Here is an 11,763-nt window from a genome sequence, read left to right on the forward strand (position 1 = left end):
ACCGACTTTCTCTTACTCATTTATTATTCGTCTAACTTTTCCGTTAAATTTTTCTTTGTAATAACCAGTTAACTCTGATACAGTTACTCCTGTTGAAGTTCCATCATGTAAAAACTTATTGTCGCCGAGCCATATACCTATATGCCCATCTGTAGCGTATGTATCGAAGAATATTAAATCGCCTCGCTTTATTTCTTCAAAACTCACTGGCGTTCCCATATTTAATAAACTCCAAGTTGTGACTGACCTATAGTCACCTAAGTTTATTCCTGCATTTGAATAACACCAATGTACGAAACTACTACAATCAAATCTTAATGCTGCAATATCTGCTTCAGTTCTTCCACCACCAAACACATATGGTGATCTTCCGACTATACTCATCCCCGTTGATATAGCTTTCTCTATAATTTCATTTCCCGTTCCTGGCATTAAATCATAAATATATAAAGAATATGTTTGTATAGTTTGTATTAATTTCACTGCATAAGAACTATCTGTAGCATAACCAGCTCTTTGAAGAGCTTCGGCTTGCTCTATATAATTCTTAGCTTCAAAAACACCATTATTTCTATAGGTTGAATTTTCAAGTAGAAATTGTATTCTATCTAATATGCTATGATTCCAACTATCGTATACTCTCCATTTCGCCGTTATGGTTATAATTCCACCATCAACTTCTTCTTGAGTCGGTAACTCTACTACTTTTCCAGTCCAACTTGAACTAGCTTTAACACCAAATAAATTATTATATTTAGCTGCTAAGCTCGATTTTCCCCATCCACTTTCATGAATAGCTTGTGCTATTGTTATTGATGGATATAAGCCATTTTCTAGCCCCTGCATTGCTCCTGGTAAAATTGCTGATACAAAAGCCATCTGCTCATCATTTAACGCTGTATTTTCGGATATAGTATCATAATTATTTTGTCCTCCAATAATTAAGAAAATAAAAAGAAGTGGAAATAAAAAACTTATTATCCCACTTCCTATTAATATCTTTTTCATCTAATTTTCTTCCTTTGACTTCAACTTCAATGTATCTTTAGGAGTAGTATCAAAGGCATCTATGAATATATCGAAAATAGCATCAAATTTTATTTTAGCAATTCTACCATCTAAATCTCTAAATACAGCTTCACCATTTTCTAGAGTTAATATCATTTTTAAATTCTCTTTTGTCTCTTCTAACTTTAACACTTTAAGCATTCTTCTTGCTTCATCTTCATTATCAGTATGGAAAAAGAAATTATAGTTTATTGTATTTTTAATTTCTTCTGATGGAATATCTAATACTGAATGCCCGTTGAATATACAACCAACATTCAAGGATCTACTTTGTCTTGTTAAGAAATCATATAACTTTCGCCCTTCAATAGTACCTTTTAAAAACCATGCTTCATCGAATAGAATTAAATCAAAAGTCTCTCTTTTCTTCATCGCAAATTTCTTTGTAAATGAAGACATTACTGTCATTAAACACATTGACATTTTCTCATCTTCACTATATTCTTCTTTTTTAGTATTCGCATCAGGCATTGTTAAATTATCTATTTGAAGAATATTTAATCTATTGTCTAGTTTTATTGAATCTTCAGTTCCATCACCAAATATAAGCATTGAAAGACCATCTTTATTCATACTCTTTAATGCTCTTGCAAGCTTCATTGAGTCACGTCTTATATATTCATCTTTATCATTCTCACTCTTTATTTCTAAAAGCTCTATTAATCTTTTCATAGATGGATTTTCAACATTTCTCATTTCCCCTAAAACTTCTTTTAAGGCAATATAACGCTCTTCATTTGAAGTTATACCAACTAACTCACAAATTACAGTTAAGGCTAATTCTGCTGCTGCATCAATATCATTCCTATAAATATTGAACGGGTCAAGTTTTCCCTTATCTTCTTCACCAACCACAAGAGTAACTATAGTTATTAAGTCTTCCATAAACTTAAAAGCCTCTTTCCAATGCCCTCTCTCTTTTTTGGGGTCAAAAATCAATGCTGAACTTCCTGAAATAACATGTAACATAACAAGTAAATTCATAGCAAATGACTTCCCATATCCAGGATTACCTGCTGTAAATACAACTGGTGCTTTATTCTCTTGTGGAGCTCGTCCTAAATAAAAATAAACTTTCTTTCCACTTGATGTATATCCTATGTATTTTCCTATCTCATCACCGATTTTATCATCTGCACCAAATATTCCACCTGCAAGAGTTGTCATTGGTATTAAATCTACATAATCTCTATTAAAAGGTCCTGCCCCTGGAATAAACTCTAAAAATGATTTATATTGATCTGTTAATGGATTTACAATATTAAAGCTCATTTTCTTAAAATCAGTTATTAAGCTCTTAGCTTGTGTTTTTACTAAAATCTCATCAGTTCCTGAAAAACATATACTTATACTTGATTCCACTAAGTGTTGATCTGCTCTAACATCTCTCTTGAACTCCTCAACAGCTAGTTTCCCCTCAATGACATCTTCCTCAACTTCATGTCCACCTTCAATTGCTTCATTTATTTGAGATGCTATCTTTCTTTCCGTTGTATTTAACTTTCTTTTACTTTCTTCAGTTGAATACTTTTTAATGTGAATACATATCTCAGCTCCAATATAATTATCCTGGATATTTTTTATAAATTCACTTCCTGGAAAGATTAAATTAGGCATATCAACTATGTTTAAAAAACTTTGATAACTTATAAAGTCTTCATGTTCAATTTTTAAACATCTGATGCCCTGCTTAATAGCACCTTTCACTCTATTTTTATAAGCATCTCTTCTTGGGATAATAACTTCTTCATCACACTCTTCTACTACAACGTTTCTCACATTTAAACTATCAGATATATCTGCTGATTCATGACCACGCTTAGTAATTCTAGTTATTAAATGCTCTATTTCTTTTTTAGAAAGTGCTCTAATCTCTATATAATTTTTTTGTAACTCTAAAAATTCATAAGATTTCTTTTTTAACTCTTTAAATCTAGATTCAGATATATATTTATCCGATACGCCTAAAAACTTATTTATAGCCTGTATAGGGTCTTTTACTAAAGATTCGACTAATTCTCCCCCTATAGTAATAAAATCGCCTTGTAAAGCCTCAGAAAGGGAAATAAATATATAATTATCATATCTTACTTCAATGCTACCATTTATAAGCTCTTCTTCCTCTAATTCTTTATTGAAAATATATAGGTCTTTCTCTCTTTCTTTTAATACATCTATAGTTTCCGATGTCAACAAGTCAGAGATACCTCTTAATGGATCATCAGCTTTAACTTTATCTTTCATTGGTAATAATGCTTTTTCACAAGATATTCGTCTTGGAACTAAAAGTATTTGTGCTTCACCGTAGATTTCTTTTATTAAATCCTTTAATGTATCTAAAATAGCTTTCTTTTCCGTAGTATTTTTTGAATTATACTCAAAACCACCAAGTTTAAATCCTGCATAACATTTGTTTTTGGTAAAAATAATATTCTCTTTTATAAATTCAATTGGAAATTTAAACACAAAATCAGTCCTTTCACTTTAATTTTTTCAATATAAAAAGACTGCAGACATCTCTGCAGCCTTTTCTTTAGCATTCTAATTTAAATAAATTACCTTTATTTCTTTACTTTCTCTATGTTGAATATGCAACTCCGTTGGAGGATTTTTTAATACTAACCACTCATATGGATTTAACTTACTTCCTTGCATTATTTTCTTTTGCTCTCTTGTTGGATTTTTTCCTTTCATCTACCCACTCTCCAATCTTATATGTTTTTTCTCTTATATTTTACTAAAAAAATAAGACTTAACATAACTGTTAACTCTCAAACTCATAGCTTTTTATTTAAAACTCATAAAAAGCTATCTAACTATCTTTTTATGATTCCTAAAATAGTTCTTTAATAAATTAATATCCATATCTTCAAAAATTTCATTTCTTTTGTTAGTTTCTATATCACATACTAAAGATATTAATTCTACCCATATTTGAATTTGTATTTTTTCTTCTAAATCTTTGTTTTCTCCTGATGTTATAAAACATTTCTTTAACTATTTATTGAAACCTAATCATAAAAAACAATTTCTTTATCCATTTCCCTTATTTCAAATCTTTCAATAGTTTTAGTTCTTATGATTTGAAATTGCAATAATCTAAGTAAATATATATGTGGTGCTTTTCCATCTATCTTCGCCGTTTTTAATAACATTGTTAATCCTATTGGAATTGCAATATATTTATATATTGGATTTATATTAAGTTTTATTATATTATCTAATATTGTTACTATAAAAAATAAGATAGTGAACATTCCCATAGCTTCAATCTCTATTGGTATTAAAACTGGAATGTTTCCTATCTTATAAATTTTAGTCTTTAGATTTTTTAAATTACTATAACTTCTCAATACAATTGTTTTATCTTCATTCATAAAATCACCACTTTACAATCTTATATCCCTATTAAAGAAGACATGAAATCTATTACTCCTTTAATTGCATCAGGATTATATATAAAAATACCTATAATTCCACCTATTACAGCCGTTAGTAATAGAGCTGCCATATTCTTTTTATTAAATTCTTTAACTAAAATAAAAACAAATAGCACTGTATATAATGGTAATACAACATTATTTATTAGGTTTCTTTGAATTGTGTTACCATCAATAGCTGCAAATGCTGGTATAGCTTGTGAAATAAGTAAAGACATTGTAAGTATTGCAATTTCAATTTTCTTTATTTGTTTTTTTATAATATTCTTCATTTTTTTCCATCTCCTAATCTACATTTAAATTTTTAACTCTTGTATTTAACTCTTTAACTAAGAATTTATCGCCATTTTTAACTAATTTTATATTAAATCTTTGAACTAACTCATTATTAAAGGCTTTTATTTTTAGATTTACAGTAACTAAATATTCATCATTTCCTAAAGTATAAATATTAGTTGAATCAACTTTTTCAAATTCATATCTTCCAGTTTCAACTTTTATAGCTTCTCTATTTTCTAAGAAATAATCTAGTTGAGTTTGTTCTCCTGAATAATACGCTTTGAAAAATTCAGTAATCATCTCATTTATTTTTTTAGCTTCTTCAGGATTAGTCACTTCTTCGCCTCTATACTCCGTTGATTTAATCTCAGCTTTTTCAGGATCTGCAATTATTGCTGGAATATCCTCAACTAACATTTGACCATTATCATCAACATAAATAGGAACTTTTATATATTCCCTTACTAAAGCAGTATCATACTCTTTATTTTCTTGTAGTACACTTTCTTGACCATCTTTAAGAACATATTGCTTTATCTTTGCACATACCGAAACATCATATTGATTTTCAGAATATTTTTCAAAAGAAAAAGCACTAGCATTAATAATTTCTGAATAACTTGAATTATTCATATCATTTGCTAGTTGCTCTGTTGTAAATTTTAATATTCTCTTTTTAAAATCTTCAGTATTGCTTGGATATCTAGTAAAAAATTCTCTCGTAAATTCTTCTGCAAAAGAAAATAACTTTACTTCTAATCCTGAACTTTCACTTAACTTCTCCAAGAATTCTTCATTTTGCTTTGCTATAGCTTCAGCTTGATCACCTCTAAACAAAGTAGCTCCACCTCTGATAATTAATATAACTATCAGCGTCCAAACTACTCCTCTTAGAACTTTCATCCCATTAAAACTAATTAACTTATTTACTTTGCTATTATTTATCTTCTTATCAATAATAGCTTTTTCATTAGACTTTTTTTCGGATGATTGCAATTCTTTTTTCTTTAAAAACTTCATTTTATCACTCCATTTCTTTAATTTATCTATATAAAAAAGATGTCCCTAAGAAACATCTTTAGTTTACTTTTATAAAGTATACTCTTCTGTTTTGTTCTCTTTAGATTTGTCTATATTTTCAAAAATCTCTTCTCGACTTTCTTTTGAATTATCTTTATTTACTATTACTCGCCCAAAAGGAGTATTTTCGCCATACTGAATATTTTTCTTAGCATCATATAAAGTGTCTAAATCTAAAAGATCAGGATCTGCTCCCATTTCTATCATCTTTTTTTCTTTCCACTTCTTTTTGAAGAAAATTAAAGATTTTAATTTTTCAATTATATCTTTAATTATATTTTTCTTTTTGTTATTCTTTCTTTTCTCCTGCTTTACAGTAGATTTACCCGTTATTAATTCAGCTCCATCATCACGCCCAATATCTCCACCAACAAGTAATCTATCTCCTGGAACTTTTAATCTCTTAACATCTCTATCATCTTGAAAGAAATACCCTTGAAAGACTTCCATATCACCACCATTTTGATATATCATTCTTCCACCAATCTTAGGAAGTTGTGCAGCTGCAGTACTATTTAATACAATTTCCGAAGCTGGCCCATCTGATACTCTTCCACATATTCTCCCAGTTACGTTAGTCTTAATTTGACCTGTTATTATCTTAGCATCAGGTCTTTGTATTCCAAATAACATATGAATACCAGTTGCTCTACTTACTCTTGCAAAACTTGATAGAGCACCCTCTATTTTTTGAGTTAACTCTTTTTCTTCATCACTTAATCCTGATTTATCTAAAACTTCACCTAACTCATCAATAATAAGAAGTACCCTATACATTCTCTTATCGCTTTTCTTGTTATAATCATTTATATTTTTAGCTCCAACTCTTCCGAGTTCAGCTTGTCTTAATTCATTTTCTTTTAATAGAATATCTAACTGTTTGGCTAAACTTTTTTTATCAGATATGGTATCCCCATATCTTTGATAAGCTTCACCGAACTCCAATGCACCTTTAAAATCAACTAAAATAACCTTATGACCTTTGGCTATGAACTGCCATAGAATACATCTTATAATAACTGATTTTCCTGAACCTGTAGCCCCTGCAGCTATAAAATGAGGGTCTTTATTAAAATCCGCTGTTATTTCTTCAAGTTCATTTCTCCCTAAAGAAACCACACCATCTTTCTCTTTTATATAATCATCCCTCCATAAAAGTGAAATACCATCATCTCCTGGCATGGAAATTGTACCTGGAACAGCTTTTATAATAACTATCTTCTTACTCTTCCCTTGCTTTATCTCTTTTATAGTAATGTTCATAACAGTTTCTAAATCTTCTATTTTCTTTTTCCATATAGAAAAGTTAACAATCCCTTTAAAAGTATAAATTTCATATCCTTTACTATCATTCTGCTTATTTAATAGAACTGGTACTTTCCCATCCATACCAATAATTCCTGCTAATTTTAAATCATTAGATATATTCTCATTACCCCTACTTCCCGAAATAAAATACAAATAAATTACAGGGCTAAATAAGCATCCCCAATAAAACATATATCTATATATTTTATTAGGAATATCATTAAATTTTTCTTTGAATACTAAAGATAAAATTGAAACTACTAAAAACAATAAAAATCCTATTAAAAACTTTTTTTCTCTTAATTTCTTAGTGCCAAAAAAAGCTCCAATAAAAAACTTTTTTATAAAATTACCTAATGAATTTAGTCCATTTTCTATTGATTCATTAACATCTTTTTCCCATTGTTGCATCTCATCACCAACTTTCAAAAATTCAAAATAAAAAAAGAACTGAAGCAATCATTAAACTTCAATTCTTTTACTATATAAATAACTTTCTGAAGTCTCAAACTTGGAATGTCTCATAGCTTTTTTAATTTCATCTTTTACTATTACATCTTTCTCACTTTCTAAAAAGTCAGTTACTTCTTCTTTTATTTCTTTTTGAACTAATTTAGAATAAGCTCTTCTTAAATCATGACATTTAAAATTTAATTTCTGAGCTTTTTTCTGCATTGCTATTTTAGAATAAAAAATATTTTCCTCATCTAATTTATTCTCTAAAAAACATTTAAGCTCTTTAAATAAATAATCATCTTTTAAGCAATTTATAGTTGCACTTTTTCCACCTTTCCCATCTTTAATTTTTAAAGTTATAGTTTTATTATCATTAAAAATAATATCTTCTTTTTTTAAATCTGCTACCTCAAAAACTCTAGCTCCTGAAACAATCATTAATCTATAAGCTAATTTATATTTTTTATCTCTAATTGTATTTATTTTTCTTTTTGCAGTATCTAAAGTATATGGTTCATATGACTTTGCTTTATTATCACTTTTATTTGAAATAATTTCTTTTAATTCTAAATCAGAAAAACAATTAAATTTACTTTCAGTATTTTCTAAAATTCTTATAGCATTAACAGCTCTAGATACTTCAGTTTTATTTTTTATACTTTTTAAGTATTTAGAAATAGACTCTTTATTTATTTCATCATAGTCTTTTAATAGACAACTATACATCCTATTAAATGAATTTTTATACTCATCAATACTTCGCTTTCTATATCCGTTAATAATCATTTTTTCAACAATAATTTCTTCGAGTTCTGCTCTTGTTAAAATAAAAAACCACCACCTAAAATTAATTCAAAATACAAGATGTTATCTCTCCATAACATCTTGTTCCTAAATTGATAGCTTCGCTCTCAATTTAGTGGGGCATATATTTATATATAACATGTATCCCATAGTTCATAATAACATTCATTCACTTCAGGATCATTGCATTTCCCCTTCGTTCATTCATTTATATTATTCCTATGGTATATATTTATATATATAAATATATACCCCATTAGGTATATGGGAATAAAATACTTATAAATCTTTATAAATACTGTATTTTATTACTGGTAATATTTCTATTATACACTTATTTTTTATTACCAGTATTATTACCAGTGCTATTACCAGTGCTATTACCAGTATTATTACCATATGTTTTTTAACATAATTTTCTTTTGAGCTTTCCCATTGACTAATACAGTTTTTGTAAATCTTTCATAATCATTATCCGTTTCGAGTAACCCTAAATTTTTCATATATCTTAATTTTTCTTCAACAGAAAGAAACTCTTTTTGAGATAATACTCCTCTGAAATAATCATTATCTAGATATAGTTTATCTCCTCTAACTATTACTTTTTCTTGAGCCTTTTGAGGAAATAATTTTACTAAAGTTTCATGCTCTAAATATAGTTTAAATATTGTTTCTTCATCATTATTATTAATGATCTCTTGGAATGTAAAATACGGTTTTAAATTCACAACAAATTTTCTCACCCAACTATTTTTTATTTTAACTTTTTTAGCATATCTTTTTTCTTTTTTATCTACTTCTAAAAAGCCCATTGCTTTCCAAAACTTCATCTGCTCTGAAACACTTTCTTCATTGTTCTCTTGCAATAAGTAATGTAATTCTTCTTTATCAAAATATACTAAAAGTTCATTATCTACAGATGTAATTCCTAATTCATTCTCGATAATTTTTTCTGAAATCTTTATATAACTTTTAACTAAATCTTCAAAGTTTTTTCTCATGCTTTCACCTACAATTTATAAACTTATTTTATATAAATTTATAATAAACTTCTTCATAAAAGCAATATAAATTTTCTACCTATTTAGCTCATCATATTTATCAGCTTTATCAAATTTTTCATTTATAATTTCTTCATTTTCATTTACAACTTCGAGATGTTTTTCTGCTAACCACTCGCTATATTTTATTCCCTTTTCTTTTAAAATTTTCTCAACTATTTTCTTTGAAATTGCAGCCATTTTATTCCCTACTTTCTAATTTATTTTTTTATAATTTCTTATTTGAAAAATTTAAAAATCTTCTTAAAACTAAAATGTTTTGTCAAACGCAAACCGCCTTTTCCACCACTTAATCTTACTCCATTTTTATTTACTGAAGCTCTTGCATTTTTAACTCCAAAACTTAAGCCTAAACCACTTCCACTTGATAGATTTAGTCTAAGATTTTTTCCTAACTTTATTGATTTTCTCCATGAAAACCCCATCTTTTTCACCTCTTTTCTATTCAATACTTTTATGATAAAATAAAAAAGCATTGACAATTTTTCAATTTCCATAAAAAAAAGCAAAAAACAGCTATTACTTTTTTCAAGTATCGCTGTTTTTTTATTGCTCATTTTTATTATTTTCACTATCAATTTCTTTTAAAATTTCCTCAAAAGAGTTTTCTTTAAAATATTTTAAAGTTAAGAAATTAATTAAATTATTTCTACTTATTTCGTTCTTATCTTGAACTTGTAAAATCTTCTTACAGTTAATTAATGATATCTTTATACTATCTCTAATTTCATTCTTTAATTTCACTTCTTTAACTTCTATTTCTTTTATTATTTCTTCTACGCTAATTCTTTCTATAGCTTTATTTACAATGATAGATTTTGTTGTTCTTCTACCTGTAATATTACTATAATACGCTTTGAAATCATTTAGTAACTTTTCTAACTCTATAGTATATCTATGTTCCAAACCTGCAACTTGTTTTCTAAGTAGTTCATTATACTCTGGTAAATCTTTTTTATACTCATCAAATAATTCTATCATTTCTCTTAATGTTCTTTTTGGTATCATCTTCTCTCTCTCTTTCTTTAATTTCTAATATTCCAAAAAATAATACTAAATTTATAAGTATCAAAAATGGTATTGCTATTACAGCAAGAATTTTTTTAAACTCATCAGGCCATATCGCATAATGATATATATAAATCGCTATCATAATACTCATTATAATTAAGAAACTCCACTTTTTACTATGTATTCCTATCTTTATAGCCATAACTATACTGATAAAAAATAATATAATTACAAACCAAATCATATTATCGTCCTCTTTAATTTATTTTTCTATATATTCTCTTTCTGATCTTGCTCCAACTACCACACAACTCCATGTAGCAAATGCTATAAATATACTAAAACTTATTAATACTATTCCCATATCTCAAACTTCTCCCATTCTCTGTCCTTTTATTTCATTATTGCTGCTTTTAATTCATCTCCATATTCCCAATTTTCAACAAGAGTTTTAAGTACTACATAATACCTAATTCCAGTTATTCCATTTATATTAGCTATATCTGAAAGTTCTTCATATACATTCTCAATTTTTCTTCCTGCAACTCTTACAATTTCCATTAGATCTGCCCATCTTTCTGCAAATTCAAAAACTTCTTTACCATATTCATCTTCATTTTTCTTTTTCCATTCTATGTATCTTTTTTTATTCTTTACTCTCATATAAATTCAACCCTCTCTTACCTAAAACCTCTATATTTACATAAATGACCTTTTAACTTTTCACTCATTAAACTAACATTTATTTTGCTATCACATTCTAAACATTTTACTTTTTTATCTATGGATATAAATCTTCTAATTTTTCTATCCATACATCTTACTTTTTTAATTGCTATTTTATTTTTAGGATCTAATATAATACATTTATCTTTTTCTTTACTCATAACTTCAATCTCATTTCATAATTTACTCACTCATCAATAAAACATTTTTAGTATCAGTTATTAAAACTCTTCCATCTATACTTTTTATTTCAACAATATTATCATCAATATCATAATTATCAACTTCAATTTCTATTGTTTCATCACCTAAAACTATAATTACTCTCTGAACTTTATATTCATCATATATCTCTTCTACTTCTTCAAGCACATCATATTTCCCCTTATTAATCTTTTCTTTCATCATGCTAATAATCAACCAAATTAAATATACACTTGCAACAACAAAAATAATAAATAACAATACCAGCATAAATGGTGCAAGTATCTCAAAACAAAACTCCATCAAAAAAAAATTCCTCCTAAAAC

General features: G+C 27.3%; 16 protein-coding genes. All 16 read right to left on the reverse strand.

Annotated features, from left to right (window positions below; all coding sequences use genetic code 11):
• Nucleotides 1-12 precede the first annotated feature (12 nt).
• The 16 genes from EJJ37_RS15815 to EJJ37_RS15880 all read right to left on the reverse strand — a co-directional run bounded on the left by EJJ37_RS15815 (nt 13) and on the right by EJJ37_RS15880 (nt 11,740).
• Complete coding sequence (locus EJJ37_RS15815) at nt 13-1,008, reverse strand: glucosaminidase domain-containing protein (protein ID WP_133016452.1); 996 nt, start codon at nt 1,006-1,008, stop codon at nt 13-15.
• Nucleotides 1,009-3,534, reverse strand: a complete 2,526-nt coding sequence (locus EJJ37_RS15820) for an ATP-binding protein (RefSeq protein WP_133016453.1) — start codon at nt 3,532-3,534, stop codon at nt 1,009-1,011.
• A 75-nt stretch (nt 3,535-3,609) separates the two neighbouring features.
• The gene (locus EJJ37_RS20390; RefSeq protein ID WP_166484803.1) at nt 3,610-3,762 is read right to left on the reverse strand and encodes a DUF6906 family protein; all 153 of its coding nucleotides are present in this window, start codon (nt 3,760-3,762) and stop codon (nt 3,610-3,612) included.
• Between the two features lie 317 nt (nt 3,763-4,079).
• Nucleotides 4,080-4,445 (reverse strand): TcpE family conjugal transfer membrane protein, encoded by a 366-nt coding sequence (locus tag EJJ37_RS15825; RefSeq protein ID WP_133016454.1) that lies wholly within the window; start codon nt 4,443-4,445, stop codon nt 4,080-4,082.
• Nucleotides 4,446-4,465: 20 nt separating this feature from the next.
• Nucleotides 4,466-4,780 (reverse strand): TcpD family membrane protein, encoded by a 315-nt coding sequence (locus tag EJJ37_RS15830; protein ID WP_133016455.1) that lies wholly within the window; start codon nt 4,778-4,780, stop codon nt 4,466-4,468.
• A gap of 13 nt (nt 4,781-4,793) precedes the next feature.
• Complete coding sequence (locus EJJ37_RS15835) at nt 4,794-5,807, reverse strand: conjugal transfer protein (RefSeq protein WP_133016456.1); 1,014 nt, start codon at nt 5,805-5,807, stop codon at nt 4,794-4,796.
• Between the two features lie 69 nt (nt 5,808-5,876).
• A complete protein-coding gene (locus tag EJJ37_RS15840) occupies nt 5,877-7,586 on the reverse strand; it encodes a YrzE family protein (RefSeq protein ID WP_133016457.1) in 1,710 nt (569 codons plus the stop codon).
• A gap of 51 nt (nt 7,587-7,637) precedes the next feature.
• The gene (locus EJJ37_RS15845; RefSeq protein ID WP_133016458.1) at nt 7,638-8,417 is read right to left on the reverse strand and encodes a site-specific integrase; all 780 of its coding nucleotides are present in this window, start codon (nt 8,415-8,417) and stop codon (nt 7,638-7,640) included.
• A 410-nt stretch (nt 8,418-8,827) separates the two neighbouring features.
• Complete coding sequence (locus EJJ37_RS15850; protein ID WP_133016459.1) at nt 8,828-9,436, reverse strand: TcpK family conjugal transfer DNA-binding protein; 609 nt, start codon at nt 9,434-9,436, stop codon at nt 8,828-8,830.
• 75 nt (nt 9,437-9,511) lie between these two features.
• A complete protein-coding gene (locus tag EJJ37_RS20395; RefSeq protein ID WP_166484804.1) occupies nt 9,512-9,676 on the reverse strand; it encodes a hypothetical protein in 165 nt (54 codons plus the stop codon).
• A gap of 38 nt (nt 9,677-9,714) precedes the next feature.
• Nucleotides 9,715-9,921 (reverse strand): DUF4236 domain-containing protein, encoded by a 207-nt coding sequence (locus EJJ37_RS15855; protein ID WP_133016460.1) that lies wholly within the window; start codon nt 9,919-9,921, stop codon nt 9,715-9,717.
• 121 nt (nt 9,922-10,042) lie between these two features.
• Nucleotides 10,043-10,504, reverse strand: a complete 462-nt coding sequence (locus tag EJJ37_RS15860) for a hypothetical protein (RefSeq protein WP_133016461.1) — start codon at nt 10,502-10,504, stop codon at nt 10,043-10,045.
• The gene (locus EJJ37_RS15865) at nt 10,461-10,751 is read right to left on the reverse strand and encodes a hypothetical protein (protein WP_133016462.1); all 291 of its coding nucleotides are present in this window, start codon (nt 10,749-10,751) and stop codon (nt 10,461-10,463) included. Before EJJ37_RS15865 ends, EJJ37_RS15860 begins: the two co-directional genes overlap by 44 nt.
• A 149-nt stretch (nt 10,752-10,900) precedes the next feature.
• Nucleotides 10,901-11,170: a hypothetical protein gene (locus EJJ37_RS15870; protein ID WP_133016463.1), complete on the reverse strand. Its 270-nt coding sequence runs from the start codon at nt 11,168-11,170 to the stop codon at nt 10,901-10,903.
• Between the two features lie 17 nt (nt 11,171-11,187).
• Nucleotides 11,188-11,394 carry a hypothetical protein gene (locus EJJ37_RS15875; RefSeq protein WP_133016464.1) on the reverse strand — a complete coding sequence of 69 codons (207 nt, stop codon included), beginning with the start codon at nt 11,392-11,394 and terminating at the stop codon, nt 11,188-11,190.
• Nucleotides 11,395-11,416: 22 nt separating this feature from the next.
• Nucleotides 11,417-11,740 carry a hypothetical protein gene (locus tag EJJ37_RS15880; RefSeq protein WP_243124905.1) on the reverse strand — a complete coding sequence of 108 codons (324 nt, stop codon included), beginning with the start codon at nt 11,738-11,740 and terminating at the stop codon, nt 11,417-11,419.
• Between the last annotated feature and the right edge of the window lie 23 nt (nt 11,741-11,763).

Origin of the sequence: Clostridium cuniculi (assembly GCF_004353185.1) — a bacterium.
In the GTDB taxonomy this organism is placed as follows: domain Bacteria; phylum Bacillota; class Clostridia; order Clostridiales; family Clostridiaceae; genus Clostridium; species Clostridium cuniculi.

Coding starts and splice junctions, on each gene's coding strand:
- EJJ37_RS15845 (WP_133016458.1), bottom strand. CDS start 8,417: ATGATTATTAACGGATATAGAAAGCGAAGTATTGATGAGTATAAAAAT.
- EJJ37_RS15875 (WP_133016464.1), bottom strand. CDS start 11,394: ATGAGTAAAGAAAAAGATAAATGTATTATATTAGATCCTAAAAATAAA.
- EJJ37_RS15880 (WP_243124905.1), bottom strand. CDS start 11,740: ATGGAGTTTTGTTTTGAGATACTTGCACCATTTATGCTGGTATTGTTA.
- EJJ37_RS20395 (WP_166484804.1), bottom strand. CDS start 9,676: ATGGCTGCAATTTCAAAGAAAATAGTTGAGAAAATTTTAAAAGAAAAG.
- EJJ37_RS15835 (WP_133016456.1), bottom strand. CDS start 5,807: ATGAAGTTTTTAAAGAAAAAAGAATTGCAATCATCCGAAAAAAAGTCT.
- EJJ37_RS15860 (WP_133016461.1), bottom strand. CDS start 10,504: ATGATACCAAAAAGAACATTAAGAGAAATGATAGAATTATTTGATGAG.
- EJJ37_RS15850 (WP_133016459.1), bottom strand. CDS start 9,436: ATGAGAAAAAACTTTGAAGATTTAGTTAAAAGTTATATAAAGATTTCA.
- EJJ37_RS15830 (WP_133016455.1), bottom strand. CDS start 4,780: ATGAAGAATATTATAAAAAAACAAATAAAGAAAATTGAAATTGCAATA.
- EJJ37_RS20390 (WP_166484803.1), bottom strand. CDS start 3,762: ATGAAAGGAAAAAATCCAACAAGAGAGCAAAAGAAAATAATGCAAGGA.
- EJJ37_RS15865 (WP_133016462.1), bottom strand. CDS start 10,751: ATGATTTGGTTTGTAATTATATTATTTTTTATCAGTATAGTTATGGCT.
- EJJ37_RS15855 (WP_133016460.1), bottom strand. CDS start 9,921: ATGGGGTTTTCATGGAGAAAATCAATAAAGTTAGGAAAAAATCTTAGA.
- EJJ37_RS15825 (WP_133016454.1), bottom strand. CDS start 4,445: ATGAATGAAGATAAAACAATTGTATTGAGAAGTTATAGTAATTTAAAA.
- EJJ37_RS15870 (WP_133016463.1), bottom strand. CDS start 11,170: ATGAGAGTAAAGAATAAAAAAAGATACATAGAATGGAAAAAGAAAAAT.
- EJJ37_RS15815 (WP_133016452.1), bottom strand. CDS start 1,008: ATGAAAAAGATATTAATAGGAAGTGGGATAATAAGTTTTTTATTTCCA.
- EJJ37_RS15840 (WP_133016457.1), bottom strand. CDS start 7,586: ATGCAACAATGGGAAAAAGATGTTAATGAATCAATAGAAAATGGACTA.